Consider the following 26,073-nt stretch of genomic DNA (forward strand, 5'->3'; position numbering starts at 1 on the left):
GACGTGTCTACTTTCCGGGGGTCAGGCCCAGGCAACCTAAGCCAGTCGCACAGCAGTGCTGCCATATCCGGCAGCCGGAAGCGACATCTAGAAAACCCAAAAGCACAAACCCGAAAACACAGACCTGCGTGCTGCACATCCACGTCTCCACGTCTGCGCTTATAGACCGCAACGGATCCGAGCACGAGTCATACGCGCTAATTATCTCAAGCACAAAGAATCCACCGCCGCCCAAACAAGCAACACAGCTTTGCCGGCTGAGGACACTCATCCCCGGACCATTTGCAGGCTACAGCATTCTTGAACCTAGGCGCATCGCCCAAGTGATGGGTTTGCCTCGTAGAGAACAACAAAAATAGCCCCCAGCCGCAGCAAAAGCGGGCCGAAGGCCAAATCTACAGGAAACAGGAACAGGCGCTGTCTTTGGTGACGGTGGTACTTAGCCCTTCTCGCAACCGCGGGTGTCGTGCAAACCGCACTGAGGGACGCCCAGGAACGAAAGAGCGAGCGATGAGAGCGTGACTGGAATAGCGATAATGTCGTAGAAGGGGGAGTCGACGACGAGTTCATTGAGAGACGACGAGTTCATTGAGATCAGTAGACGATCCTTGTCGAGCGTTGTTCACTAGCCCGTCCTCAGCGGTCGCTGTGGGGGTTGCCGTGAGCATAAGTGCAGCGGCACCGATGATAGCTAGGGGCTTCTTCATCGTGTCAGTTCCTTTCGGATAGGGAAGTATAGGGGTGTCCTAGGCTATCGGACCAAGATGTCAATGGCAATGGTTTGGTACCGTTCTAATTCCGTCCCCATTCTTTGGCAGCAGTATTGCCTGGCTCAGCCGTCATGGGGTTTGGAGCCAAAACTACGGGCGAAGAAGATTATGGGTATGCAGGGGTAATTGCGAGTGAAACTCACGGGTATAGCCGGTTACGGGGTCGGTAAAAGAAATGTGCGTCGCCGTCAAGTGCATGGGAATTCGCATGTCTTCGGCTTCTGCCGGGTAGATGACGGGGTAGATGGGGTCCCCAATAATGGGTATGCCAGCCTGAAGCATGTGCAATCGGAGTTGATGCGTCTTTCCGGTCTGTGGCTTCAGGGTGTACTTCGCGAGCTCTGGTAGTGAACCGTGTATGGACTCGTAGGGGGCATTATCTACCGGTTCCACGCCGGCGACCTCGGTGATGGCATTGACTTCCCCCTTGACGATGCGGCCTTGCAATTCCCCCGGGGTCTTCTCCATACGGGAGCGCCAAATGGTGCCTGGGGAGACGTCGGCAAGCGGCGCGATGGCCTCGTAGGTCTTGTTTACGCGGCGCTCGGCAAACAACGTTTGGTAGGCACCTCGGACGGAGCGGTCCTTCGTGAAGACGAGGATGCCGGAGGTAAGCCGGTCGAGACGATGCGCGGGAGATAGCTCGTTGTTTCCGGTCATCCGGCGCAGGCGAACGGTTGCAGTCTCTGTGATGTGCCGGGCGCGGGGCATGGTGGCCATAAAGGGCGGTTTGTCGACGACCAGGAGGTGCTCGTCCTCAAAGAGGATTGGTATGTCGTATGGGACGGGAGTTTCGGGAGCCGGCATGCGGTAGAAGTACACCATTGCGTTGGTGGCGAGAATACTATCAGGGCGAAGAGGGGAACCATCTTGGCGCACAACTTCGTCTGCGTCGAAGCGGGCCTGTAGCGCAGCCTCGTTGTCGTCGGGGTGACGGTGGCGCTGAGTGACGATGAGGTGGTGAACGAAGTTCCACGCGGTAATCGGACCTTCAGGCACGCGGGCGTGGGTGGGGTTTAGCCCATCACGGATAGGAAGTGGTGTTGCGCCACGCCTTTTTTGCGATATTCTTTGACCCATGGATTTTAACTCTATTCTCGCACCCGTCATCGATTTCTTCTCTAATGGTATCGGTGCCGTCATTCGTGACATTGTCGTGGCCGCCTACAACATCCTCTTCCCTGCGAACGCGGACGCTGCTACCGCCCCACAGGTCTAGTAATAGGTATTAGACTGGAAGTGTAAGCACTTCGAAAGGAAAGGTCATGGCAAAGGAAGACATTGTCGTCGTAGCCGTTGATGGTTCGGAAGCGTCGAAGAACGCCGTCCGCTGGGCTGCTAATACCGCGGTAAAGCGGGGTATCCCGCTGCGTATTGCATCGAGCTATACGATGCCGCAGTTCCTCTACGCCGAAGGCATGGTTCCGCCGAAGGAGCTTTTTGATGACCTCCAGGCGGAAACCCTAGAGAAGATCGAGGATGCCCGCGCCGAGGCCCACAAGGTTGCCCCGGATCTGAAGATTGGCCACACCGTGGCTGAAGGTTCCCCGATCGACATGCTGTTGGAGATGTCCAAGGACGTCACCATGATTGTCATGGGCTCCCGCGGTATGGGCGGTCTTTCCGGAATGGTCATGGGTTCGGTTTCTGCCTCCGTGGTTTCCCACGCCTCCTGCCCGGTGGTCGTAGTCCGTGAGGATAACCACGTCACTGAGTCCACCAAGTACGGTCCGGTTGTCATCGGCGTCGATGGTTCCGAGGTTTCCCAGAAGGCAACCGATTACGCCTTCAAGGAAGCCGATGCCCGCGGCGCGGAGCTCATTGCCGTTCACACCTGGATGGATATGCAGGTGCAGGCTTCTCTGGCCGGCCTCTCCGCTGCGCAGGCCGAGTGGGCTGAGGTGGAGAAGGAGCAGGCAGAGCTGCTGACCGAGCGCCTCGCTGAATTCCAAGAAAAGTACCCGGAGGTACAGGTCAAGAAGGTTATTGCCCGCGACCGTCCGGTCCGTGCGTTGGCTGAGGCTTCCGAGGGTGCTCAGCTGCTGGTTGTCGGTTCCCACGGCCGTGGTGGCTTCAAGGGCATGCTGCTTGGCTCCACCTCCCGCGCGCTACTGCAGTCCGCTCCGTGCCCGATGATGGTGGTACGTCCGGACTCCGAGTAACCTTCGCATAACCCCGCTATAACGATTCGGGCCTATTTATTGGATAAGTGGTAAGCCCGAGTCGTTTTGGTGTTTTAACGCGTACGGTGGGGAGCACGTAAATAAAAGCTATTTACTGTTATTAGAAGGAGAGAGTGACATGGGACTTGGTCTCGGTTTCTTTGGTTCGATTGTTGTTGGCATCATTGCGGGTTGGCTCGCTGAGAAGATTATGAAGCGCGATCAGGGGCTGTTCACTAACCTCATTGTTGGTGTTATCGGCGGCTTGATTGGTGGCGGCTTGCTTGCGCTCTTTAATAAGAGTGTTGGTGATAGCTGGTTCTTGATGATTATTACGGCAACGGTCGGCGCCTGTATCCTGCTGTGGATTGTGGGAGCCATTACGGGCCGCAAGAAATAATAATTCGCATACATACCGGTTTGTCTATATTGTGTAGATGAACCGGTTTTGTCATGTGAGGAGAAGAAATGGCCGAAAAGAAGTCGCGACGCAATCGTCCGAGTCCGCGCAGCCGACTGCTCGAATCCGCCACGCGGCTCTTTACCACCGAAGGAATCCGCGTGATCGGCATCGACCGCATCCTGCGTGAGGCGGACGTCGCTAAGGCATCGCTGTACTCCCTCTTCGGCTCTAAGGACGCCCTCGTTATCGCGTACGTTGAGGCCCTTGATGAGGAATATCGCGCCGATTGGCAAAAGCGCACCGAGGACGCGACAGACCCGGAAAGCAAGATTCTGGCCTTCTTCGACAAGGCCATCGAGGAGCAGCCCTCCATGGAATTCAGGGGCTCGCACTTCCTCAACGCTGCGGGCGAGTATCCGCGGCCAGAAACTGATGCCGAGCGCGACATCGTGGCCGCCTGCGTCGAGCACCGCACGTGGATGCATTCCACGGTCACAGCACTCCTCAACGCTAAGAATGGCTACCCCTCAGAGGAGCAGGCGAGCGAAATTCTCATCTTCCTTGATGGCGGGCTTGCCGGCGCGCGCCTTACCCGCGACGTCGCCCCGCTCGTAACAGCCAAGCAGCTGGCTATTCGGCTTCTGTCGGCCCCTCCTGCCGACTATTCGATTTAACAATCTTTCGTGCCTCCGCCACGATCTCCGAGTGGCGCTTGCGGTTAGCGGCGAGCTCTTCCTTGTGCCCCGGCTCCTCTTTGAGCCGCTGCTTGGCCGCTTTCTTTTCCCGCTTCTTCTCCTTGGTGCGCCAGCGCTGGATGCTAGCGCGGCGCTGCTCGTGGACGGCCTCCGGCAGCGGGTAGCGCTTGCGCAGAATGATTTCGTACACGCCCGTCTGTAGCAGGGTGAAGAGGTAGGAACAACCCCAGTAGAAGATGATGGTCACGGGGATGGGGCCGTGCCAGGCCACCATCCACAACATCCACGGGATAAGAACCACCATGAGGGCCATAAACCACAGCAAGCGGCGAGGGATCTTTTCGTCGAAAAGCGTGGTGAGGTAGCCGCGGTAGAGCGTAATGAGCGTGTTGAGGGAGGTAAACACGAGTGCCGCGATGAGCATGGGCAGGACCAAATCACGGTGCTCGCGGGCGAAATCGGTGAGGGGAACGCCGAAGACGGTGGAGGCGCGGAAAGAGGAGACGTCGTCAAGCGTGAGCATTCCCACCGGCTCATGCGTGGAGCCAGAAACCCGGAGCACCACCTGGTAGAGGCCAATAAAGGCGGGAATGATGAGGAAGGCTGGGAAGCAACCCACTAATGGATTGTGCTGAAAGCGCTTCTTGAGATCGCGCTGCTGCGTAAGGACGGCGACGGCTTCATCGACGGTGTCGGCCCGAGCGAGCTGCGCGTTGAGCTCAGTCATCTCTGGGCGCATGAGGGCTCCGATGCGGCCTTGCTTCACGGAAAGCCAGTTCAGCGGAGCAATGAGCCCGCGGACCGTCAGCACCAGGAAGACGATGGTGAGGATCCATGACATGGAGCCGGAGAAGAAAGCACCTAACAGGAGGTGCCAGAGTTTCATGATTCCGGAGACCGGATACATGAAAATTTCGATCATCGCCTACTCCTCTTTCTGCAGGGTGGTGGGGCACTTACACGTTACAGGGAGGCTAGGGTAGTGAGTATGCCCCACCCCACCGCACGCACGCGAACGACCGTCGGCTCCGTCATCGGTGAGCTGATGCTGACGGCCGGCGTGCTGCTGCTGCTCTTTGCTTTTTATGAGTCCTACTGGACCAACATCGCCTCCGGCAAGCTACAGGACGAAGCCAACGAGACGCTACAGGAGGAGTGGCACAATCCGCGCGGCGCTGGCCATGCCCCGCAGCTCGGTGAGGCATTTGCACGCCTCTATATCCCTGCCTTCGGCTCGGACTTCGCCTTCGCGGTCCTCGAAGGCACCAACGAGGATGATTTGCTGCGCGGACCGGGGCGCTACACCGACACGCAGATGCCCGGTGAGCCGGGCAACTTTGCGGTGGCCGGACACCGCGTGGGCAAGGGCGCGCCCTTTAATGATCTGGGTAACCTGCACACCTGCGACGCCATCGTCATCGAAACTGCGACGGAGTGGATCACCTACCGCGTGCTGCCTATCGACGGTTCCCCGGGGGAGTGCTTCAGCCCAGAGCAGCAAGCCAAGCCGGAGTACCAGCCCATTCAAGGCCGCCACATCACGCTGCCGGGTGATGTGAGCGTGCTCCAACCTGTTCCCGGGGCGGAGGGCGTTGAGCCGAGCGAATCCTTGCTTACGCTCACGACGTGTCATCCGCAGTTCTCAAATGCGGAGCGCATGATTATTCACGCGATGGAGACCGACCGGGAGGCTAAGAAGCCCGGCTCAGATGACAATGACCGCCCCGCCGTCTTGGAGGAGAACTAATGTATCGCGCACTGTGGAACCTGTTGCCCGGCCCCACCGCGGTAAAAGCCGTGCTGGCGTTGGCTCTTGCCGTGGGGGTCTTCTTCCTGCTCATGGAGGTTGTGTTCCCCTGGGTAGCAGCGCAGATGCCCTATAACGACGTCGCTGTTTAGACCATTAAATGCTTAGGCCTTATAGGCCTAAACGCTTGATCGCTTCCTGCGCTATGAGCTGGGGCTTGAGCGTTTGCAGCTGGTTCGACCACACCACCACGGCGTGGTTGTCCTTCTGCACGGCGAAGACCGAGTGATCCTCAAAGACGCCGCGCCCGCCCGACCAGCCATCGAATTCGGCAAGCTCCGTGTCCTTGACAGGGGCGGCCCAGTCCACGACCGCGCGCGCTTCCTCCACGCTGGGCATCTGGCGGATGAGGACGGTGGCTTGTGGGTCCTCGGGGTAGGACCAGAACACGCAGGCGGGGGTGCCAAAGCGCTTGTCGACGCCCCACCGGGTCATCCTCTGCCCGTTCGTATCGGCCACCCATTGGGTATCCAGATAGGGGCAGTCTTCCCAGTCGCTGACCTCCGCCGTGGCGTCGATGGGCAGGCCATCGCCTGCGTCGGTGGGTGTCGCAGGGCTTGCGGCCGGGGTGCTGGGGGTGGGGTCGTCTGCATCCGAGCACCCCGCGGCGGCGAAGCCGATGCCGATCAGGCAGGCGGCAAGCGGGGGAAGTAGGCTGTGGCGCATGACGTCCACACTAGACCAGCGCTCGGTTGAATCGGATGCCCTGCGCAACGGTATCCACGTCCTGACGGCGACGCTGCTGGTGGTGGCGATTTTTACCACGGTGCGCCTACCTCTGTGGCAGGGCGTGCTCAACCTGCTGCTCTTGGTTTCTTTCGCCGTGGTGTACTTCGGGGGCTCAGCCTACTTGGAGACGCTGCCGCGCATCGCGCGTTATGGCTGGATAGTCATCCTCACGGTGTTGTGGCTTGCCGACTTGGCAGTGGCGCCCGCGGCCATCTACCTGGTGTTTTCCCTGTACTTTGTGTACCTCTACGTACTGGAGATGATCCCTGGTGTCATCTGCGTTATCGCGGCCACGGTGATGACCGTGCTGGTGCAGGTACCGGGCGGGCTGTCCTTCGGCGGCGTCATGGGCCCGGCGGTATCGGCCTTGGTGACGATCGCTATTACCTATGCCTTCCGGGCGCTGAGCCGGATGAACCAAGAGTTGGTGAAAACCCGGTCCCAGCTGGTGGAGTCCGAGCGCACGGCCGGTATGACAGCCGAGCGCCAGCGCATCGCCCACGAAATCCACGACACTCTGGCACAGGGCCTGTCCTCCATCCAGATGCTTCTGCACGCCGCTGACCGCGACCTGGCCCAGGAGAATATCCCTAAGGCGCAGGAGCGCATTGAGCTCGCCCGGCGCACCGCGGCGGATAACCTCCACGAGGCGCGTGCCATGATCGCAGCACTCCAGCCGGCGGCGTTATCAGAAACCTCCCTGGAGTCAGCTATGACCAGGATGGCGGATAACTTCGCGGCAACCGGTGGGGTTGATGTTTCCGTGGACGTTGAGGGCGATGTCCAGCAACTTCCCATGAAGGTGGAAGCAGCACTGTTGCGGATTGCGCAGGGGGCGATGGGGAACGTCGTCAAGCATGCCCACGCCAGCAAGGCACGGGTGACGGTAACCTATGCGCCGGATGAGGTGCGCGTGGACGTGGTGGACAATGGAGACGGCTTTGATGTCGAGGCAGTGGAGAATAAGCCGGCGGGGTTGGGGCATATTGGTCTATCGGCGATGCGCAGGCGTGCCGAGGAGCTCGGCGGAGAGGTCGTGATTGAATCCACCCCAGGCAGCGGCACGGCGGTCTCAGTTAGTGTGCCCTTAGATAACGATGTAGATTAGGAATTTGTCCACACCGTACCAATGAGGAGGAAGCCCGTGATTAGGGTCTTGCTTGCCGACGACCACGAGATCGTACGCCTAGGTCTACGCTCGGTGCTCGAGGGGGCTGAGGATATCGAGGTGGTGGGTGAGGTAGCGACCGCCGAAGCCGCCGTCTCCGCAGCGCAGGCAGGTGGCATTGACGTCCTCCTCATGGATCTGCGGTTTGGAGCGGGTATTGAAGGCACCCGCGTCATGGGCGGCGCGGAGGCGACTGCCGCCATCCGCTACTCCATGGAGAACCCGCCCAAGGTGCTCGTGGTGACCAATTACGACACTGACGCGGACATTCTCGGGGCGATTGAGGCCGGAGCGGTAGGCTACTTGCTGAAGGATGCGCCGCCGGTCGAGCTGCTCGCGGCGGTGCGCTCGGCGGCCGACGGTGATTCGGCGCTTTCGCCGGTAGTGGCCGATAAGCTGATGACCCGCGTGCGCACGCCGCGCACCTCCCTTACCCCGCGCGAGCTGGAAGTACTGAAGCTAGTCGCGGCGGGATCCTCCAACAGGGAGATCGGTGTGGAGCTGATGCTTTCGGAGGCGACGGTGAAGTCCCACCTCGTCCACATCTACGACAAATTAGGGGTGCGCTCGCGCACGTCGGCCGTGGCGGCCGCCCGCGAGCAGGGCGTTCTTTAGAGGTTGTTGGCGTCGCGGTAGGCCAGGATGACGTCGTTGGGGATCTTGCCGCGCTCGGCCACCTGGTAGCCGTGCTGGGCGGCCCAGGCGCGGACATCGGCCGGCTTGTAGCGGCGGGTGTCCTTCTTCACCGGGTGACGGGCGGCCTTGACAAAAGGTTCCATTGCGGCGTGGAACTTATCGGCGTTCTCCTGGGAAACATCGAGGAGATAGTCTTTACCGTCAACGCTGAAGCGGATGACAATCAGTTCTTCCTCGCTGAGGGGCTTGTTATCAATGTCGTCAAAAAACTGGGTGATTTCGCGGCGTGCCATGATTCTCCATTCGATCTGTAATCTGATCGCGCTGTGCTTGGGCTTCCCTCATCGTTCACCACAAGAGCGGAAGCCTAAACTTTAAGTAACTTAACGGATTAAAGAGAAAGGCATTAAAAGAACCTTCTCTTGTTATTGACTATAGAGCAAAACCACGTCTGCGACACAGTTAAGGGGCGCTAGGAGAAGCAGTATTCTGGCCGGTAACAAAGGCTGATTTTAAACCCGAAAGAAAAAGCCTCCGATCCGCTTTCCCGCCCTTGTTAGGAGGCGGGGAATGTGGGGATCGAAGGCTGGAAGCTGTGGTGCGAAGGGTTATGCGCCCAGCTTGGACTGGATCTCGTCGTTGAGAGAATCAATCTCGCCGGAGATGGAGCGGTGTGCGCGCTGGCGCTGCTGCTCAGTCATGTATTCCGCATTGTCGATTGCGGAATCGAGCTCGTTGAGCCGCTCCTTGACGTCGCGCTTAAAGCCGGCGGGCAGCTGGGCGTCCTTCAGGGAGTTGCGGATGCCGGCGGTGCGCGCCTTTAGCGGTGCGCCGTGGCCGGAGAAGGAGGCCAGCTGCTCAGCGCTGACGCCAGCCTTGTGCGCGCGCTTCTTCTCAACCTCGCGCTGGGCAACGGTGATGCCGCGGTAAATCAGGGGCAAAAGAAGAGGTGCGGCGGTGCGCAGGGCGCCGGCATAACGCTTGACGTTGCCCTTATTTAAACGGCCTTCTTTAATGCGTTCGAGTTCCTTCTTGGCCATTTTGTATTCGTGCTTGCGGCGATTCTTCAGGCCCTTTTCCTCAGACTTGATAAGCGCCTTCTCCTGCTTAGCCAACAGCTTTTGCTGGCGGTGCTTGGCCTTATCAGCAGCCTTGACCTCTGCCTTTACACGGGTCTTGGCGGCCTTAACCTCAGCACGGGCCTCACGGCGGGCCTTGCGGATCTTCTTCATAATGCCCATTGAAACGTCCTTAAATTATCTTTCCTTAGGGTCTCGCTACAACTCTAGCAAGGTGGTCTACTAAGCTCACCTGCTGTGAAGGATGTGCTCGTCGCCACGGATCTTGTGGGCTGCCGTTATCGCTTGGTGCAGCGCCGCGCGCATCCCGAGATCCCACGTACCGCGGTAAGTCAGGCCCGCGCGGAACGCCACGCGGCGGCTATCGATGCTGCCTTGAGCCGCCTTCCCGCAAAGGGGCCGGGCCGTTTTCGCCGCATTGACCTGGAGGGTAGCGACTTCGAGCGGGCCCTGGCCACGTTGGAGGCTCTAGCTCGTGGGTATACGCACATCACCAACGCCGTCTTTTCCACCGAAGAGTGGATGGTGCGCGTGGAGCTCCTCGTTCGGGACGGCGAAATGTATAGCCCTGTCATCGTCTCCGATCACCGCGTGGCGCGCCGGCATGAGGCCTCGTGTGCGCTCGTCGTGCCGACCCACCGCTTGGGGTTGAGCGAGCCCTTGCCGGCAAAATACAAGATTCGGCATCACGCCATCGACGGCTACCGTTTGGCGCTGGCAGCCCGGGGCTTGGAAGAAGTGGGGCTGAATTCTGGCAGGGGCGCGGCGATTGGGCAGGACCGCAGCCAGGCTTTTGTCACGGATACCTCGCGTTTTGCCATCGATGAGGCACTGGCGCAACCGCTGCCCGCGGGCCCGCGCCGCGTTAAGGAGTGCGCCTCCTGCCGCTTTTGGCCCTTGTGCCGGGAAGAGCTGGAAGCCCGCGATGACATTTCCCTTTTCCTGCCGGGCGACCGCGCCAACCCCTACCGCGAGCGCGGTATCACAACGGTGCAAGGGCTTATCGACGCCTCCCTCGGCGCCCCCTCCGCCCTCGCCGCCGCCTGGCGCGAAGGTATTCCCCTGCTGCGCCGCGGGCAGGTCAGCGTTCCTCGCGCGGATGTGGAAGTCGACGTCGATATGGAGGCCTACCTGGATCAAGGCGCCTACCTGTGGGGTGCACTCCTGGACGGTGAGTATCACTCTTTTGCCACGTGGGAGCCGCTCGGCGGCCGGGCGGAAGCAGAGAATTTCGCCGAGTTTTGGGAGTGGCTCATGGGAGTGCGCGCTGACGCACATGCGGCGGGAAAGACCTTTGCGGCGTATTGCTACTCCGCCCACGGGGAGAACCATTGGATGCGCAGGTCCGCGCAGCGTTTTTCTACCCCCAACCTCCAGGAAGTGGAAGAGTTCATCTCCTCGGAGGAGTGGGTGGATATGTTTGTCCACGTCAAGCGTAGTTTCGCCGGCACCGCGGGGTTGGGTCTGAAGACCGTGGCCCCGGTCGCGGGCTTTGAATGGCCGGAAGAGTTTGACGGCGAAGAATCCGTTAACGCCCGCCGCGCCGCCCTCGCCGGTGACACGGACGCGCGTGCGCAGATTCTGCGCTATAACGCCGGCGATGTGCGCGCTACCCATGCCGTCCGCGAGTGGATGTCTCACGGCGCGCCGGGCGTGCCTCCCCTCGAGCCCTAGCTTCTTCTGCCTTCCCGTTTGCAAGTCCCCAGACCTCAAACCCGCAACCTGCAGGTGGGCGTCGCCAAGCGCTTGCCGACGCCCCACTGCCCACCAGGAGGTTGCGGGATCGAGGTCTGGGGATCTACAGGATGAGGCTGAGTCCGCCGAGGATGATGAGCACCGCAAGCGCCACCCACACCTGGTCCCAGTCCGTTGTGCTCGTTGGGGCTGGGCCTTCGGCCTTCTTGAGAAGCACGGCTTTCTGGGCCTTGACCGCGCGGGCGGTGAGGATGGGGAGGACGGCCATGGAACCGAGGCAGAGCAGCGAGGCGGCAACCATGGTGAGGGAACTGGAGGTGGCCAGCCAGAGGGCAAGTCCGCCGTTGATAAAGACCGAGCGCCCCAGCCCCCAGCGGTTATATTCGCGCAGGCCAGCCCGCACCGCTGAAGGGCCGCCGCCCATCGTGGTGGGCAGCATATAGCCCATGACGCCGATGAGCAGTTGGGCGCCAAACCCCACGACGAGCGCGAGCATGGGAATCTGGGGCTCGCTGGAGAAGAAATGCTGGGTGGTGTAATACACCAGACCGCCGAGCAGCCAGAAGCAGGAAAAGAGCACAGAAAGCGCCGGGAAGGTGATGCGCCCGCGTGGTTCCCGGAACACGCTAAGGGTATTGAGCAGCCAGCTCTGCAGGCTGAGCGCCCAGCCGACGCAGTAGACGATCAGGCCCGCGTGCGGTACATTCCACGCGCTGCCGATCACGGTGGTCACCACGCCCAGCGCCAACAGCGTGAAGCTCAGGCTCATGTGTGGGTTGATTCCCTTGGTGCGCCAGATAGATGGGAACAAGATGGTGAGTGAACCGGCGGCTGCGAGGCCGACGAAACCGCCGATATTGGCGGCAACGTGTGCAATGAGCAGGCGCGGATGGGAAGGGTGCGTGGCGAGGAATGCGCCAAGAGTAGCGCCCACGGCAAGGAAGAAGGCCGAGGCCACATAAGCTGCGACGACGGGGCGGAACCTTTTGGATTCCGCGCGGCGCCACAAAGCAAAGAGGACCAACCCATGCCAAGACACCGCAAGAGCGACAAGCGTGGCACCTATCTGTGTAAGCACCCAGTGGTGGCCCCAATATTCACTGAGGATTTGGCCCACGAGGGTGAGGATAACGCCGGCATTCTGCAGATAAATCCGCGCGAGCTGGCGAGGGCGGGCCGACATCGGAACTTTGAGCTGCACGAACTTTTCGGTGAGGTGCTGGGACCATACCACGATGCTGTTGCTGAGAATGCCTAGCGTGAAGAGGTGGATGAGGACCCACCGGTAATTCGGGATAAAGGTATGGATTGCGCCCGCGAGAAGAAAGACCATCATCCACAGGCTGACAGGGCGGGATGCTTTCCTGTGCCATGTGCGCGGTGACCATTTGTCCATAAAACACGATTTTATCCGGTTTTTCTCACCACCCAACTCAACACCGCGATGCCCGCGGCGAGGGCGGTGTAGACGGCGATGAAGCCGGTCCACGACAGGGAATCAAAGAGCACGCCGGCCAGTGCGCCCAGGATGGAACTGCCCAGGTAGTAGAAGAAAACATAGAGGCTGGAGGCCTCAGCGCGGTCGTGAGTGGCGATATGCCCCACCCACCCCGAGGCCGTGGAGTGCGCTGCGAAGAAGCCGATGGTGAAGAGCACGATGCCGAGCAGGGTGGGGATCAGTGACCCCATACAGAGCGCGATGCCCACGGCAAAAAGCAGGCAGGACAGCAGCAAGGTGTTGGCGTGGCCCACTTGTGTGACCAGCCGGCCGGCGCGCGCCGAGGACCACGTGCCGGTGAGGTAGAAGAGGAAGACCAAGCCGGCCAAACCAGGCGCGAGGTGGAAGTGGTCGATGAGCCTAAATGCCAGGAAGTTATAGAGGGACACGAAGGTTCCCATCGCCACGAAGGCCACGATGAACAAGGGAATCAGGCGGGTATCCCGGGCATGGCGAAAGATGGCGCGCAGCTCCGAGCGGAAGTGAATCGCCTTCGGGGTGAAGTTCTGTTGGTAGGGCAGCAAGATCGCCGCGATGATGGCCAAAATCAGCGTGACCAGGCTAGAGCCCGCCAGCGCCCAGCGCCAGGACGTGAGCTCGAGCAGCCCGGTGGGAATGAGGCGGCCGGTCAGCCCACCGATGGTGGTGCCGGCGATGTACAACCCCATGGCACGGGCAACGTAGGAGCTTTCCAGCTCCTCCGAGATCCAGGCCATGGCGGTAGCGGGTGCGCCGGCGATGACAGCGCCCTGGAGCGCGCGGGTGGCGATAAGGATCTCCGGATTGGGCGCCAGCGGCACGAGCATGCCGATGAGCGTGGCCGCGATGGTGGAAACGAGCAACAGTTTTCCACGGCCGATGCGCTCGGAGATGATGGACACGGGGATCACGCAGATAGCCAGCGCGCCTGTGGCCGCGGAGATGGTCATGGCGGCTTCCGTGGGGGACATGCCCATGTCCTCCACCAGGGTGGGCAGCATGGCTTGGGTGGGGTAGAGGCAAGAAAAAATTGCCAAGCCCACGAAGAGCATGGCAATGGTGGCGCGCCGCGTTCTGGTCATGCATCAAGCATGGCCTAGCGCGGGTTATGTGTAAAATGTCTAAAAGTTACATAAAACATGCGAGGTGTGCATGAATCTGGAGGATGTGCGCGGCGTCGTCGCCGTGGCCGACCATGGCCTCGTCGGCGCGGCTGCCGACGCCCTCGGGCTCTCCCAATCCGCGCTAACCCGCCGCGTGCAGCGCATTGAGGCGGAGGTGGGGGCCAGCCTCTTCGAGCGCAGCGGCCGGCGCCTGCGGCTCAATGCCCGCGGCCAGGCATTCGTGGAGCATGCCCGGCGGATGCTCATGGCGGAGACCGCCGCGCGCGATGCCGTTTCCCGCCTCATGGATCCGGAGCGCGGTACCGTGCGCCTTGATTTCATGCATTCTTTGGGCACGTGGATGGTCCCGGAACTGCTCAAGGCCTATCGCGCTGAACACCCTCACGTGGACATCCGCCTGCACCAGGGCGCGGCGCGCGAGCTCGTGGAGAGAGTAGCGGCCGGGGAGTCAGATCTCGCGCTCGTTGGCCCCCGTCCCACCACCCCGGGGGCCGTGGGCTGGCACCAGCTCAAATTGCAGCGCCTCGGGCTCGCGGTTCCGGAAGGGCATTGGGCGGCAGGACAAGACAGCGTGCGCATGGAAGATTTCCGCGACGAGCCCTTCATCGGCATGCTGCCGGGTTATGGAACGCGTATGCTGCTGGATTCCCTGGCGAGCGAAGCCGGATTCACCCCGCGCCTCGTCTTCGAATCCATGGAGCTGACCACCGTGGCCGGCCTCGTGGCTGCTGGCCTGGGATCGGCCCTGCTGCCGCTTGATGACCCGTATCTGAAAGCCAGCAACCTCATTCCCATAGAGCCGGAGGCTTACCGCGAGCTGGGTTTGGTGTGGCGCGAGGGCGATGATGCCCCGCCGGTCGAGCACTTCAAGGATTTCGTCGTGGCACGCACCGCTGAGGGCAGTAGCTTGGTCGAGGCCGACTAGCTGCCGAAGGGGAGTTCGGCGGCCAGGGCGGCGAGCGCCTCCGGGGTGGAGACCTCGTGTGGCAGCCTGGCACTGGTGCTCCCAGGCGGCAGAGTGTCTTAACGGATAGGCCAACTGCCCAACATGACGAAGATCCCTCTCGGATCTGCAATGACGGCGCATAACTTTGGCGGATCGGGCAGTTGTGGTCTGGATATCGGGGTTGGGTGGTCCTCCGCAAAGCCTGTAGAGGGAGTCACAACGCGAAACCGCGCTGAGCCTCAATGAAGAGGACCCAGCGCGGTCGAAGCAATATGGCCTTAAAGGAGGCCGGAGTGCTTACTTGGTAGCAGCAGCGTAACGCTCAGCAACGTCATCCCAGTTGAAGACGTTCCAGACAGCCTTGACGTAGTCAGCCTTGACGTTCTTGTACTGGAGGTAGAAGGCGTGCTCCCACATATCCAGCATCAGCAGCGGGGTGAAGTTCACCGAGATGTTGCCCTGCTGATCAGTGAGCTGCTCAATAATCAGGCGACCAGCAACGTGGTCGTAGCCCAGAACTGCCCAACCGGAGCCCTGCAGGCCGGTCGCAACAGCGGAGAAGTGAGCCTTGAACTTCTCGAAGGAACCGAAGTCGCGGTTAATAGCCTCAGCCAGCTCGCCGGTCGGCTCGCCGCCACCGTTCGGCGAGAGGTTCTTCCAGAAGATGGAGTGGTTGGTGTGGCCACCCAGGTTGAAGGCAAGGTTCTTGGACAGAGCGCGGATAGCGTCAGCGTTAGCCTCGCCGTTGCGCTGCTCCTCCAGAGCCTCGAGCGCAGCGTTAGCGCCAGCAACGTAGCCAGCGTGGTGCTTGGAGTGGTGCAGCTCCATGATCTCAGCGGAGATGTGCGGCTCCAGAGCGTCGTATGCGTAGTCGAGTTCAGGAAGTTCGTAAACAGCCATTTGTGTCATCCTTTCTTTGGGGTACGAGGCCCCATCGTAGGGCGCGGATGAGGATTTGGCCACAATAATTTTTTAATGGGAACCGCCGTGAACGAAAACCTGGATTGCAAGCGGCGTAGCGGAGTATAAGGGGAGGACAACACTACGCGAAGGAGAATCCTGCATGTTTCTTTTCAAGCCAGAACCCAAGCTGGTGGCAGCGGAGGACGCCCTTCCCGGGCGATCCGAGCCCGTCTTGGACAACCCGCAGCCCCATGCGGTCCTGGGGACTCCTATCACCGGTCCGTGGAAGGAAGGGCAGAAGTCCCTCATCATTGCCATCGGCTGTTTCTGGGGCGCGGAGAAGATGTTCTGGGAAACCGAGGGCGTGGAGTCGACGTCCGTGGGCTATGCGGGCGGCACCACTCCTAACCCGACGTACTACGAGGTCTGCCGCGGGCTGACCAACCACGCGGAGGCAGTGCAGATTACCTACGACCCGCAGCGCGTGAGCCTGCGCGACCTAGTGGTCAAGGCTCTGGAGGCGCACGATCCGACCCAGGGCTTCCGACAGGGCAATGACGTCGGTGCACAGTACCGCTCGGCGTTCTATCCAGAGACCGAGGAGGAACGCGCGGAGATCCAGCAGCTCGTGGATTCCTACGCGGGCAAGCTTGCCGACGCCGGCTTCGGCGCCACCACCACCGAGGTCACCCTCCTCGGTGAGACGGACTCGGGGGAGTATTACCTGGCCGAGGATGAGCACCAGCAGTACCTACACAAGGTGCCCAACGGTTACTGCCCGCATCACAGCACCGGCGTCAAGTGTGGCTAGCGCAGTGAGCGCACTGGCGCGCAGCTAGAGCTGCTTGCGCACGTGCGTGCGGAAGTCGGAAGGTTTGTTGAGCTGGTCGCGCTCCACAAAGTCCCGCATGCGCTCAGCGAGCTCCGGAGTGAGCTGGGTGCGCGTTTGGGATCCGAGGACGGAATCCCAGTACCAAAAGGTTTCCTCAAAGTAGTTGTGGCCGTGGCCGCCCGGCACGTTGAGCGAGTTGATCTGGTCCAGTGCTACCTGCCAGAAGGTGATGAACGGGTGCCAGCGCAGGTTCTTAAAGGTATCTGCGTACAAGGTCTGCGGGGTCGGCTCGTGGATCCAGTTCGGGCGGGCATAGATGAGCTTGCTGTCCCACCACACGATGGCATCGGAAGCATGCTGTCCCACCGCCACGCGCGGGCGCTCCCAGGGGCCATAGGGTTCGCCGAAGGCATCGTGTTCCATGTGGGCCGGAACGGCGGCAAAGCGGAGGTGCCGGCCGCCGTCGATAAGCGGCAGGCGTTCCAAGGAACCGCGTTCGCGGTGAAGGCGCCGCATGAAGCTGGTCATCCGAGGCGGCCCAGTGAACACCGCACCATCGCAGGCGTCGAGCAGTTCCTCGAGCGTCTCGTAGTTTTCCACGATGGCATAACAGCCTAAGGACTCGCCGCTTAAGTACAGCTTGGGGCGGTTGTCCTCGGGCAAGAGCGCGAGGCGGGCATGAACGGCGGCGATGAGCTCGCGCGCAAAAGTGCGGGAGAGGTTCTTGTCCACCAGGTAGGAAAACATGGAGGGCAGGTAATCGAATTGCAGGGCCACGGTGGCGCAGTTGCCGCGCGTGAGGAATTCATAGCCGCTGACTGAATAATTGTTGATCCAGCCTGAGCCGGAGGGCATCTGCAGCACGATGGTGTCTCGGTGGAAGGCGCCTGTACGCTCCATCTCCGCCACCGCGTGGCGAGCGGCGGCGTGCGGACCACGGCCGCGGATGAGACCGATGTAAATACGGATCGGCTCGTGGGCGCGTTCGAAGTGCATGACCGCTTTGATGTCCTGGGCGCGTGGGCCGCGGTCGAGGAAGGCCCTGCCTTGGGAGCCGACGGCCGTCCACGGCTCGTGGGACCAGGGGCTTCCCGAGCGTTCCGGCTCCCAGGGCATCGCGGAGCCTGGGTACACCAACTTATTGAGGGCCAGACCTTGGATGGAGGCCCTGCGGAGCAGCCGGCGCCAGACCATGCGGTCGCTGACCACGGCCGCAGCGAAGCCAACCACGCCGCCGGCGAGCGGCCACGCTATCCACCTGGGCAGCCAGCGCTGCACCTGGCGGGATAGCTGGGTAACGGCGATCTGCGCTGCTTCCCCGACGATGAGCAAGGCGCCGTAGCCCGCGGTGCCCACCACCATGCCCAGCGCTGCGGATTGGGGGCCGCGGTCATTAAGTTTGCTCACGAGGCGGGCTTGTTCTGATTGGTTGCGCAGGGAGCGTATGCCCGCGATGAATGTTCCGATCCCAAGCAGGTAGTAGGAATAACGTCGAGTGGTGGGGCCTACGTGGTCCTGGGGGCGTCGCCCAGCGAGGCGGAGCCCGCGCTTGGCGGCGAAGGCTGCGGTGGTGGCGGCGAGGTGGCCAGCGCCTTGGCCGATGGCTACGTTGGCGGCGGTGACCCACCAGGGGCGTGGCAATAGCGACGGGGAGACGGCGGCCCAGGTTGCTACCTCCGCGCCGAAGATCCCGGGCCACATATTTTGCGGCAGGCGCCGCCGGCCGGTCATGCGCATGCCGGGTGTGAGATCGCTGATGAGCTCCAGGGAAAAGATGGCAGCCTGAAGGCCTGTGCGGGCGGTTTTGAGGGCGATGCGGCGCGCAAGTTGACGCATGCTGGCCATTGAACCAGCTTTGGGCCGTACGTGCAGTGATGCCACTAATCAGACCCAATCGGACATGAAAATGTGAGATCGGACTACTTATCCTGTGAATTCGGGCGCATAACGAGCAAAATTCGGACATTGGGGGCACAATAGGAGACATGGGAAATCATGTTGGAAACAAAGTAGTACTCATCGGCGCTGGCGACGTTGGAGTTGCTTACGCCTACGCTCTGGTCAACCAGGGCACTGTTGACCACCTGGCCATCATCGACATCGACGAAAAGAAGCTCGAAGGCAACGTCATGGACCTCAACCATGGCGTCGTTTGGGCCCCGTCCCGTACCCGCGTGACCAAGGGCACCTACGAAGACTGCAAGGACGCCTCCATGGTCGTCATCTGTGCCGGTGCTGCGCAGAAGCCTGGTGAGACCCGCCTGCAGCTCGTGGACAAGAACGTCAATATCATGAACTCCATCGTGGCGGACGTCATGAAGAATGACTTCGACGGCATCTTCCTGGTTGCCTCCAACCCGGTGGACTTGCTGACCTATGCAGTGTGGAAGGCCTCGGGCTTCCCGCACGAGCGCGTCATCGGTTCCGGCACCGTTCTGGACTCGGCCCGCTACCGCTACATGCTCTCTGAGATGGATGACGTGGCTCCGACCTCCGTCCACGCCTACATCATCGGTGAGCACGGTGACTCCGAGCTGCCGGTCGTCTCCTCCGCCAACATCGCAGGTGTCTCTCTGTCCCACCGTTCTGAGAAGGACCCGGGCTACAACGAGCGCATCGAGAAGATCTTCGAGGACACCCGCGACGCTGCCTACCACATCATCGATGCTAAGGGCTCCACCTCCTACGGTATCGGCATGGCCCTGGCCCGCATCACCCGCGCGGTCATCCAGAACCAGGCCGTTGCGCTGCCGGTCTCTGCCTACCTCCAGGGCGAGTACGGCCACGAGGATGTCTTCATCGGCACTCCGGCCATCGTTGATCGCTCCGGCGTCAACCGCGTTATCGAGCTGGCCCTCGATGACCACGAGAAGGAGCGCTTTGAGAACTCCTTCAACACGCTCAACACCATCAAGGAAGAAATCTTCGGCTAGTGAAGATCGTCGCCCACAGGGGATACTCCGGGAAATATCCGGAGCTATCCCCTCTTGCCTTTGAGAAAGCGCTCGCGCTTCCCATTCACGGTATCGAGTGCGATATCCGCCTGAGCAGTGATGGCAAGGTGGTGGTTCACCACGATCCCACCCTGGACCGCACCACGAACGGCTCGGGCCGAGTGTCTCGCCTGACCTGGGAGGAGCTGCGCCGCCTGAAGATTGGCGGCGGCCAGCGCATGCTGCTTCTCGACGAGCTCCTTGAGATGCTCGGTGACAAGAAGCATCACCTCTACATTGAGACCAAGCATCCCTCGGGGCAGGGCGACATCCTCGAAGAACAAATGGTGCTGCGGTTGCGCTACGCAGGGCTTCTCGACGACCCCCGGATCCACATGATTTCCTTTTCCCACCGGGCTATTCGTCGAATGGCGGCGCTTGCCCCGCACGTCGACCGCATCTACCTGCGCCGCGATTGGGAGCGCCATTTCAACCGCCCCGACATCCTGTTGTCGCAGCCCACTGGCCTGGGCATGTCGCTGTTGCGCGGCAAGCTGCAGCCCGACGCGATTGGCGCGCACGGCCTACCCACGTACATGTGGACCATCGATAAACCCGAGGACATGAAGTGGGCATGGGCCAACGGAGTGGATATTCTCGCCACGAACCAACCGGAAGTGGCCCTGCATGCCATTGAGCTGTAATGAACAGGTAAGTTGTTCAGTATGGCCAAGAAGAAAAAGAAGAACGAACAGCTGCCGGAGGGCATGTCCCGCCGCCAAGCTAAGCTCGCTGCCCGCGCCGCCGAGCGCGCTGCCCTAGAAAAGGACCCTCGCCCCTTCGGCGGGCTCGCCGCTGAGGCTAGCCTCGTCGCTCTGCAGGAATTTGTTCCTTCCGCAACGGCGAAGCTGTCCGTCAAGGGCTTTGACAAGGACGTTTACGTCGCTACCGTGCTGCCCGGTGCTACCGCGGCGCTCATCCGTGATGAGGAATCCGGTGGTGAGGCCTTCGTGGGACTGCAGGTGCAGTCTCACACGCACAACCCGGGCCGCGACCTGGCTTTCGCCCTGAACTGGGTGAAAAACAACGCGCCGGGCTCCACCCTCGAGTCCACCGCTGCTGATGGCTCCCAGCCGGAGCTCAAGGAGCTGCTGGAAGAGGACGCCGAACTGGAGATCAACGTCTACCAGGACTTCGCGTGGTGGATGCCGGAGGGTGCACAGGTTCCGCCGCAGATGGCGCAGGCTCTGCAGCGCGCCAACGATTCCGTCATCGAGTCCTACCAGGTGGGCCAGGAGGCTGAGGGCTTTGTCGGCACCGCCTTCTGGGCTAACGCCGGGGGCGGCAAGGCCCACATCCGCTGGGTTCGCCCCTGTGATGACGAGAATGCTTTCCTCAACGCGCTGGCGCGCGTGGCTGCTCGCGGCGAGCTCAACTTGGGCGAGGACACCAAGTTCGCCGGTGTCTTCCGCACCCACGGTCTGATCGCCCCGGTCTTTGACCTCGACCCAGAGGTCGCGCACGACTCCTACGAGGCCGAGCTGTCTCGCGTGAACAAGGCGTTGGAGGAGGAGATCTCCAACGACGCCAACCTCGACGCCGATGAGCGCAAGCAGCTGCAGAACATCAAGTCCCGTCAGGTGACGCTGCGCTAATTCCTCGGCGCCTTCGCCCCGAGGCTTAGGTACATATCGATCAAATAGGGCTCCAAAACCACGAGGTTTTGGAGCCCTATTTGATCGAAACGACCGGTCGAAGCCTTAGCGCATGGAGTCCCAAAGTGCTTGGGCCTCGGCGTCATCCCAGAGGACGACATTACCCACGACCGTGTCCTGGAAGCCGCCGATCGGCACAGTCTTCGTCTCCACGCCCGAGGCCATCGACAGTGCCACGCGGGCAAGGTGCCAGACGTGGTCCTTCTCGTTGACGATGAAGGAATCTGCGGTGTGGTTGACCAAGGAGATGGCCTTGAAGGGGTTGCCGATGGTGGAGAAGGACGTTGCCTTATCCAGCAGCGCGGCGAAGAACTCGCGCTGGCGCTCGACGCGGTCCAAGTCACCCATCGCGGTGGCGCGGGTGCGCACGTAGCCGAGGGCATCCGGGCCGCGGAGCTTCTGGCATCCCGCTTGGAGGTCGATGCCGGCGAGCGGATCGTTGATGGGTTCCTTGACACAAATCTCCACGCCGCCCACGGAATCCACGACGTTGGCTAAGCCGCCCATGCCGATCTCCGCATAGTGATCGATGTGGAGGCCGGTGGCTTGTTCCACGGTTTGGGTCAGCAGCTGCGGCCCACCGTAGGTGAAGGCGGCGTTGACCTTGTCCATGCCGAAGCCGGGCACATCGACGTAGCTATCGCGCGGAATGGAGACCAGCTGGGCCTTTCCGGATGCGGGAATGTGCAGAAGCATGATGGTGTCGGTGCGGCCAACTCCTACGTCACCGCCGGTGCCCAGCTCGGCCTGTTGTTCCTCGGTGAGGCCCTGGCGCGAGTCCGAGCCCACCAACAGCCAGTTCGTCCCGGAGGTCGGCGTCACCTGCTCGGAGGGCAAGGCATCGATACGGGTCAGGCGCGAATCCGTCCACAAGGTGAAGGCCACCATGAAGACGAGGGCGATGACGATGAGCCAGCCTAAGCAGCCGAAGACCTGCTTGGCCGGGTTGACCTTCTTGCGGCGGCTATGCGGGCGCCGAGCAGGACGCCCGCGGGACGCAGTCTGTGGGGAGTAGCTGCGCGGCGGTGCGTCGGGGCTTCGCCGGTATGCGCCGGCGGCAGGTTCCCGGGCGGGCATGTTCTGCTGGGGCGCCGGGCGCGGCGATGCGTGCTGAGCCATATAAGCATCGACGTCGAAGCGGGTTTCCTCCGGACGCGAGCGCTGCGCACTGGGGCGCTGAGCGCGAGAAGAAGAGTGCGTGGGATTAGCTCGCTGCCCGGAGGGGCGGCGACGCACCGGGCGTCCATAACGATCCCGCAGGGGCTGCCCGTCAGCGCCAAGGACGAACTCACCGGCATCCTGCCCGGCAGCATGCGCACCGCGCGGGCCATCCGGGCCGTGGGGGTGGGCCGGGCCAGTGGCACCCGCGCGGCGGGAATCGCCGTGGGGATCGCCAGCGCGGCGGGAATCGCGCTCTGGATCGTGTCCTTGGTAGGTCATGGGGAACACTGTACCGCGAAATCACTTCCGCCCCACCTTTCACACAGGGCGCGGTCGTGGTCTTTTCGGTGCCACGAGCCCTCGGCCCGCGCTTAAGCACCGAAGAGCAATGTGTAGCCCACGAAAGCGATGGCGTCGATCAGAAAATGCGCGATGACCAGAGGCCACACCTTCCCCGTGCGGTGGAAGTACCAGCCATAGAGCACGCCCATGATGATATTGCCGAAGCCTGCGGAAACACCCTGGTAGAGGTGATAGGAGCCGCGCAGGATGGAGGAAGCAGCCAGCGTTGCGGGCAGGGCCCACCCAGACTGCTTGAGCCTGGTCATGAACCAGTACACCACCACCAGCTCCTCCGCCCACGCGTTGGCGAAGGACTTGATGAGCAGCACCGGGATCTCAATCCAACTGTCAAAAGCCCCCGGCACCACCTCCTTGGTCCAACCGAAGTGCAGCGCCACGTAATACAGCACCAACCCCGGCAGACCAATGACTGCCGCCAACGCCGCGCCGTGCACACCATCGCGCCACCGCGGGCGGGGCGGGAAAGAGATCAGATAGAGCGCAAGCGCTCCCCACGCGAAAAGCACCGCGGCGCTGCAGAGTTGGAAGGCGAGGTCGAGCAGCGTGGTCGCCGATTGGGAGGCGTTGATGGTGACCGATTGCTCGTTGAGCGGGGCCGGGTTAAGCAAGGCATCAGTCAGCCGCAGCGCGGCGCGCACGCCCGAGATACCAAACGTGATGGTGAGGACGATGAGGATTTCCGCGCGCAGGCGTGAGCGCGCGGTCATGGGTGAAGTACCTGGGCGAGGCCGAGAAGGGAGGCGTCGTCAAGCGTGATTGAACCCAACTGCACGCCCACGGGCGGGTGATCGCGCACCGGCCACGGCACGGAGATGGCAGGCAGCTGCGCCACGTTGAACAACGAACCCCACGGTGACCACCGCGTTTGCTCATCAAAGTTGGCCTGGTGCTCCAGCGCCAGGAAGTGCCCACGCCGGGGCGGATCGAAGGCCAGCATGGGGCTCAAGATGGCATCGACTTCCCACTCTTGTGCCAGCAGCTCCGGCAGCTGCGCGGCGTGCGCGCGGGCTGAGGCGAATTCGGAATCCGTGACGCGCCGGCCCTTCGCACGGATCCACTCCGCGTAACCCTCCGCGAAGTCAAGGCCGGCCAGCCGGCGGCTAAAGATGTGTTGAAAGGCCTCAAAGGTAGTCGCGGCCTGGGGGTAAGGGGAAATGGCCACGGTTTCAAATCCCGCGCCTTCAAAGGTGGCGGTGGCCTCTGCGACCGCGCGCAGCATGTGCGGGGCCACCTCGGTGTTAGCGAAGAGGGGATCCGTCAGCACTCCGATGCGGGCGCGCCGGGCGCGCGGACGAAGGCCGTGCAGCGTTGCGGTATCGGCGATGCTGCGCGTGATGAACCCCTGCACCGAGAGGTCCTCACCGCCGGGCTTGAACCCGACGACGCCACAGGCGGCAGCCGGCACGCGGATGGAGCCTCCGCCGTCGGAGGCATGCGCAGCGCGCAGCAGACCCCGCGCCACCTGGACCGCCGCTCCGCCGGAGGAACCGCCCGGCGTATGGCCCGGGTAGAGCGGATTATCCGGGTGCGCCAGGCCTACAGGTTCGGTGTCCACGCGCAGGCCCAGCTCGGGCGCGGCGGATTTGCCGACGACGAGCGCGCCGGCGTCGATAAGCTCCTGCACGAAAGGATCGGTCTCCTCCGCCACGTAGGCGCGCTCGGCATGACCGAGCGTAGTGGGCATGCCGGCGACGTCATTGAGGTCCTTGACCGAGAGAATCCAGCCGCTCAAGCGCCCGTGCGCCTGCGGCCGGCGCTCGAGGTCGAGGTACGTGAAGCCGTGTTCCGCGGGGTCCAGACCAGATAGATCCTCGCGCAGCTTGTCCAGAGTGAACTCGGTGCTGTCCATGGCGGCTCAGTTTAGTAGTTACGTGAGATAAAGTTGCTGTCATGAGCACCACCATCGCATTCCTCGGGCCCGCCGGAACCTTCACGGAAGCGGCGATGCAGCACTTCGCCGCAGACTTTGCTTCCCCCGAGGGGCTGCCGGTGAACTCGCCGGCCGAGGCGTTGGCAGCGGTGCGCTCAGGTGCGGCGGACTATGCCTGCGTGGCTATCGAAAACTCCGTGGACGGTCCGGTGACTGCCACCTTTGACGCGCTTGCCGACGGCTCCCGGGTCCAGATCTACCGCGAAGTAGACCTGCCGGTGTCCTTCTCCATTCTGGTGCGCCCCGGCACTTCCGCGGAGACTCTTCGCACCTTCTCCACGCATCCTGTGGCCTACCAGCAGGTGCGCGGTTGGTTGGAGCAGAACCTGCCGGGCGTGGACTATGTTCCGGCGGCGTCGAATGGCGCGGCGGCGCAGGCCGTGGCGCGAGGGGAGGTGGATGCCGCGGCTGCCCCGGCACGGGCAGCGGAGGTCTTCGGGCTGGAGTCTCTTGCGGAGAACGTGGCGGATGTCGCGGGGGCCACGACGCGGTTCGTCCTCGTGGGGCCGGCCGGAAAGCCCACCGCGCGGACCGGCAAGGACAGGACGTCCGTCATCTTCACCCTTCCCAATGAGCCCGGCTCCCTGGTTGGGGCCCTGCAGGAATTCGCGCACCGCGGGGTGGACCTCTCCCGCATCGAATCGCGTCCGCTGCGCACCGTCTTCGGTAACTACCGTTTCCATGCCGACCTCATCGGACACATCGAGGACCAGCCGGTCGCGGAGGCGCTGCGGGCGCTGTGGTTGCGCGCGGAGGATGTCGTTTTCGTGGGTTCCTGGCCTTCCGTGGTGGCGCTAGGGGAGGCCCCACGGGATTTGGCGCGGTTGAAAGAGGCCGATGAATGGGTAGCGCAGGCGCGCACCGGCCAATAGTGTGGTGAAGCATGACCGGAAGAATCATCCTGCTGCGCCACGGCCAGACCTTTTCCAATATTGACCGCATCATGGACACCCGCCCGCCGGGCGCCGAGCTCACCGAGCGCGGCCGCGGCCAGGCGGAAGATGTTGGCCGCGAGTTGGCTGAGCTGTGCGCGGGGCGCCGCGTGCGCTTTGTGTGCTCTATTGCCCTGCGCGCCCAGCAGACCGCGATGCTGGCCGCCCGCACATACGGCGAGGCCGCCGATGAGCGCGGTGTTCCGGTGGAGGTTCGCGTGGGCCTGCACGAGGTCTTTGCCGGTGAGCATGAAATGAGTGGCAGCGAGGATACCCACCGCGAATACATGGTGGCGCTGCGCGGCTGGCTCGACGGCGATGAAGCTGCCCGGATGCCTGGCGGTGAGAGCTACGTGGATGTGCTCGAGCGCTACCAACCGGTGTTGGAGGATCTCGCTGCGGAGCTGGAGGATGATGAGGATATAGTCGTCGTCAGCCACGGCGCCGCCATTCGCGTAGTGACGAGACATGCCTGCGGCGTGGACCCAGACTTTGCCTATACCGGCTACATGCCGAACTGCCGCTTTACCCTCATGGAGCCGCAGGGGCAGTCTTTTGGCCAGTGGACACTCAAGCGCTGGGCGGATACCGAAGTCTAACCCGCTGCGGCCAC

The 26,073-nt window shown here is 62.2% G+C and carries 29 protein-coding genes; 16 read left to right on the forward strand and 13 right to left on the reverse strand.

From position 1 onward, the window contains the following. Positions 1-439: 439 nt before the first annotated feature. Both HMPREF3009_RS13870 and HMPREF3009_RS12085 read right to left on the reverse strand, forming a co-directional pair. The gene (locus HMPREF3009_RS13870; RefSeq protein WP_232761136.1) at positions 440-589 is read right to left on the reverse strand and encodes a hypothetical protein; all 150 of its coding nucleotides are present in this window, start codon (positions 587-589) and stop codon (positions 440-442) included. Between the two features lie 271 nt (positions 590-860). Then, complete coding sequence (locus HMPREF3009_RS12085) at positions 861-1,913, reverse strand: pseudouridine synthase (RefSeq protein ID WP_083312749.1); 1,053 nt, start codon at positions 1,911-1,913, stop codon at positions 861-863. On the opposite strand from HMPREF3009_RS12085, the gene HMPREF3009_RS13595 reads away from it, so the two are divergent. The 4 genes from HMPREF3009_RS13595 to HMPREF3009_RS12100 all read left to right on the forward strand — a co-directional run bounded on the left by HMPREF3009_RS13595 (position 1,849) and on the right by HMPREF3009_RS12100 (position 4,009). Continuing rightward, the gene (locus HMPREF3009_RS13595) at positions 1,849-1,989 is read left to right on the forward strand and encodes a hypothetical protein (protein WP_175973861.1); all 141 of its coding nucleotides are present in this window, start codon (positions 1,849-1,851) and stop codon (positions 1,987-1,989) included. The genes HMPREF3009_RS12085 and HMPREF3009_RS13595 overlap by 65 nt on opposite strands. Positions 1,990-2,035: 46 nt before the next feature. Then, positions 2,036-2,932 carry a universal stress protein gene (locus HMPREF3009_RS12090; RefSeq protein WP_046647652.1) on the forward strand — a complete coding sequence of 299 codons (897 nt, stop codon included), beginning with the start codon at positions 2,036-2,038 and terminating at the stop codon, positions 2,930-2,932. Positions 2,933-3,071: 139 nt separating this feature from the next. Next, positions 3,072-3,332, forward strand: coding sequence for a GlsB/YeaQ/YmgE family stress response membrane protein (locus HMPREF3009_RS12095; RefSeq protein WP_010188457.1), 261 nt, complete (start codon positions 3,072-3,074; stop codon positions 3,330-3,332). Positions 3,333-3,400: 68 nt separating this feature from the next. Next, positions 3,401-4,009 carry a TetR/AcrR family transcriptional regulator gene (locus HMPREF3009_RS12100; RefSeq protein ID WP_049154626.1) on the forward strand — a complete coding sequence of 203 codons (609 nt, stop codon included), beginning with the start codon at positions 3,401-3,403 and terminating at the stop codon, positions 4,007-4,009. Here the strand turns inward: HMPREF3009_RS12100 and yidC are convergent. Continuing rightward, positions 3,966-4,952: a membrane protein insertase YidC gene (gene yidC, locus HMPREF3009_RS12105; protein WP_049154627.1), complete on the reverse strand. Its 987-nt coding sequence runs from the start codon at positions 4,950-4,952 to the stop codon at positions 3,966-3,968. The genes HMPREF3009_RS12100 and yidC overlap by 44 nt on opposite strands. A gap of 66 nt (positions 4,953-5,018) precedes the next feature. On the opposite strand from yidC, the gene HMPREF3009_RS12110 reads away from it, so the two are divergent. Together HMPREF3009_RS12110 and HMPREF3009_RS13600 are read left to right on the forward strand one after the other, a co-directional pair. Then, positions 5,019-5,777 carry a class E sortase gene (locus HMPREF3009_RS12110; RefSeq protein WP_070682176.1) on the forward strand — a complete coding sequence of 253 codons (759 nt, stop codon included), beginning with the start codon at positions 5,019-5,021 and terminating at the stop codon, positions 5,775-5,777. Continuing rightward, complete coding sequence (locus HMPREF3009_RS13600; RefSeq protein WP_168166775.1) at positions 5,777-5,929, forward strand: hypothetical protein; 153 nt, start codon at positions 5,777-5,779, stop codon at positions 5,927-5,929. Before HMPREF3009_RS12110 ends, HMPREF3009_RS13600 begins: the two co-directional genes overlap by 1 nt. A 19-nt stretch (positions 5,930-5,948) precedes the next feature. On the opposite strand, the gene HMPREF3009_RS12115 is transcribed toward HMPREF3009_RS13600, so the two are convergent. After that, positions 5,949-6,503, reverse strand: coding sequence for a DUF2020 domain-containing protein (locus HMPREF3009_RS12115; protein ID WP_070682179.1), 555 nt, complete (start codon positions 6,501-6,503; stop codon positions 5,949-5,951). Here HMPREF3009_RS12115 and HMPREF3009_RS12120 point away from each other — a divergent pair. Both HMPREF3009_RS12120 and HMPREF3009_RS12125 read left to right on the forward strand, forming a co-directional pair. Then, on the forward strand, positions 6,502-7,674 hold the full coding sequence (locus HMPREF3009_RS12120) for a sensor histidine kinase (RefSeq protein WP_070510858.1): 1,173 nt from the start codon (positions 6,502-6,504) through the stop codon (positions 7,672-7,674). The two genes, HMPREF3009_RS12115 and HMPREF3009_RS12120, sit on opposite strands and share 2 nt — an antisense overlap. Positions 7,675-7,710: 36 nt before the next feature. After that, positions 7,711-8,349 (forward strand): LuxR C-terminal-related transcriptional regulator, encoded by a 639-nt coding sequence (locus HMPREF3009_RS12125; protein WP_046647640.1) that lies wholly within the window; start codon positions 7,711-7,713, stop codon positions 8,347-8,349. Here HMPREF3009_RS12125 and HMPREF3009_RS12130 read toward each other — a convergent pair. Further along, positions 8,346-8,663: a histone-like nucleoid-structuring protein Lsr2 gene (locus HMPREF3009_RS12130; RefSeq protein ID WP_070517764.1), complete on the reverse strand. Its 318-nt coding sequence runs from the start codon at positions 8,661-8,663 to the stop codon at positions 8,346-8,348. The two genes, HMPREF3009_RS12125 and HMPREF3009_RS12130, sit on opposite strands and share 4 nt — an antisense overlap. Positions 8,664-8,978: 315 nt before the next feature. Next, positions 8,979-9,611: a DUF6474 family protein gene (locus tag HMPREF3009_RS12135; RefSeq protein ID WP_070682181.1), complete on the reverse strand. Its 633-nt coding sequence runs from the start codon at positions 9,609-9,611 to the stop codon at positions 8,979-8,981. Between the two features lie 75 nt (positions 9,612-9,686). Here HMPREF3009_RS12135 and HMPREF3009_RS12140 point away from each other — a divergent pair, with 75 nt between their 5' ends. Next, on the forward strand, positions 9,687-11,123 hold the full coding sequence (locus HMPREF3009_RS12140) for a TM0106 family RecB-like putative nuclease (RefSeq protein WP_198531142.1): 1,437 nt from the start codon (positions 9,687-9,689) through the stop codon (positions 11,121-11,123). Positions 11,124-11,247: 124 nt separating this feature from the next. On the opposite strand, the gene HMPREF3009_RS12145 is transcribed toward HMPREF3009_RS12140, so the two are convergent. Both HMPREF3009_RS12145 and HMPREF3009_RS12150 read right to left on the reverse strand, forming a co-directional pair. Continuing rightward, positions 11,248-12,540, reverse strand: a complete 1,293-nt coding sequence (locus tag HMPREF3009_RS12145; protein WP_070682184.1) for a copper oxidase — start codon at positions 12,538-12,540, stop codon at positions 11,248-11,250. An 11-nt stretch (positions 12,541-12,551) separates the two neighbouring features. Beyond that, complete coding sequence (locus tag HMPREF3009_RS12150; RefSeq protein WP_070682188.1) at positions 12,552-13,703, reverse strand: MFS transporter; 1,152 nt, start codon at positions 13,701-13,703, stop codon at positions 12,552-12,554. 70 nt (positions 13,704-13,773) lie between these two features. Between HMPREF3009_RS12150 and HMPREF3009_RS12155 the strand changes: the two genes are divergently transcribed. Further along, positions 13,774-14,670: a LysR family transcriptional regulator gene (locus tag HMPREF3009_RS12155; RefSeq protein WP_070682191.1), complete on the forward strand. Its 897-nt coding sequence runs from the start codon at positions 13,774-13,776 to the stop codon at positions 14,668-14,670. A 318-nt stretch (positions 14,671-14,988) separates the two neighbouring features. Here HMPREF3009_RS12155 and HMPREF3009_RS12160 read toward each other — a convergent pair whose 3' ends face one another. Further along, positions 14,989-15,591: a superoxide dismutase gene (locus HMPREF3009_RS12160; protein WP_046647628.1), complete on the reverse strand. Its 603-nt coding sequence runs from the start codon at positions 15,589-15,591 to the stop codon at positions 14,989-14,991. A gap of 163 nt (positions 15,592-15,754) precedes the next feature. Here HMPREF3009_RS12160 and msrA point away from each other — a divergent pair, with 163 nt between their 5' ends. Further along, positions 15,755-16,405, forward strand: a complete 651-nt coding sequence (gene msrA / locus HMPREF3009_RS12165) for a peptide-methionine (S)-S-oxide reductase MsrA (protein ID WP_070682194.1) — start codon at positions 15,755-15,757, stop codon at positions 16,403-16,405. 24 nt (positions 16,406-16,429) lie between these two features. Here the strand turns inward: msrA and HMPREF3009_RS12170 are convergent, their stop codons facing one another. Next, complete coding sequence (locus tag HMPREF3009_RS12170; protein ID WP_070682198.1) at positions 16,430-18,271, reverse strand: alpha/beta-hydrolase family protein; 1,842 nt, start codon at positions 18,269-18,271, stop codon at positions 16,430-16,432. A 140-nt stretch (positions 18,272-18,411) separates the two neighbouring features. Between HMPREF3009_RS12170 and HMPREF3009_RS12175 the strand changes: the two genes are divergently transcribed. Genes HMPREF3009_RS12175 through HMPREF3009_RS12185 form a run of 3 tightly spaced genes read left to right on the forward strand, consistent with a single transcriptional unit; the run spans position 18,412 to position 21,014 of the window. Beyond that, positions 18,412-19,359 (forward strand): L-lactate dehydrogenase, encoded by a 948-nt coding sequence (locus HMPREF3009_RS12175; protein ID WP_070517759.1) that lies wholly within the window; start codon positions 18,412-18,414, stop codon positions 19,357-19,359. After that, complete coding sequence (locus tag HMPREF3009_RS12180) at positions 19,359-20,063, forward strand: glycerophosphodiester phosphodiesterase family protein (protein ID WP_070682201.1); 705 nt, start codon at positions 19,359-19,361, stop codon at positions 20,061-20,063. Before HMPREF3009_RS12175 ends, HMPREF3009_RS12180 begins: the two co-directional genes overlap by 1 nt. Positions 20,064-20,084: 21 nt before the next feature. Then, entirely contained in the window at positions 20,085-21,014 is a 930-nt protein-coding gene (locus tag HMPREF3009_RS12185; RefSeq protein WP_070682204.1) for a DUF5926 family protein, read from the forward strand. A gap of 105 nt (positions 21,015-21,119) precedes the next feature. Here HMPREF3009_RS12185 and HMPREF3009_RS12190 read toward each other — a convergent pair whose 3' ends face one another. The 3 genes from HMPREF3009_RS12190 to HMPREF3009_RS12200 form a co-directional block, all read right to left on the reverse strand. Next, entirely contained in the window at positions 21,120-22,514 is a 1,395-nt protein-coding gene (locus HMPREF3009_RS12190; protein ID WP_082254424.1) for an LCP family protein, read from the reverse strand. Positions 22,515-22,606: 92 nt separating this feature from the next. Next, a complete protein-coding gene (locus tag HMPREF3009_RS12195) occupies positions 22,607-23,305 on the reverse strand; it encodes a CPBP family intramembrane glutamic endopeptidase (protein ID WP_046647622.1) in 699 nt (232 codons plus the stop codon). Next, on the reverse strand, positions 23,302-24,447 hold the full coding sequence (locus HMPREF3009_RS12200; RefSeq protein ID WP_070682208.1) for an amidase: 1,146 nt from the start codon (positions 24,445-24,447) through the stop codon (positions 23,302-23,304). Before HMPREF3009_RS12200 ends, HMPREF3009_RS12195 begins: the two co-directional genes overlap by 4 nt. A gap of 41 nt (positions 24,448-24,488) precedes the next feature. On the opposite strand from HMPREF3009_RS12200, the gene pheA reads away from it, so the two are divergent. After that, complete coding sequence (gene pheA / locus HMPREF3009_RS12205; RefSeq protein ID WP_049156889.1) at positions 24,489-25,400, forward strand: prephenate dehydratase; 912 nt, start codon at positions 24,489-24,491, stop codon at positions 25,398-25,400. 11 nt (positions 25,401-25,411) lie between these two features. Beyond that, entirely contained in the window at positions 25,412-26,059 is a 648-nt protein-coding gene (locus tag HMPREF3009_RS12210; protein ID WP_070682210.1) for a histidine phosphatase family protein, read from the forward strand. Positions 26,060-26,073: the final 14 nt, after the last annotated feature.

This window comes from Corynebacterium sp. HMSC034H07, assembly GCF_001815175.1.
Lineage (GTDB): Bacteria > Actinomycetota > Actinomycetes > Mycobacteriales > Mycobacteriaceae > Corynebacterium > Corynebacterium hiratae.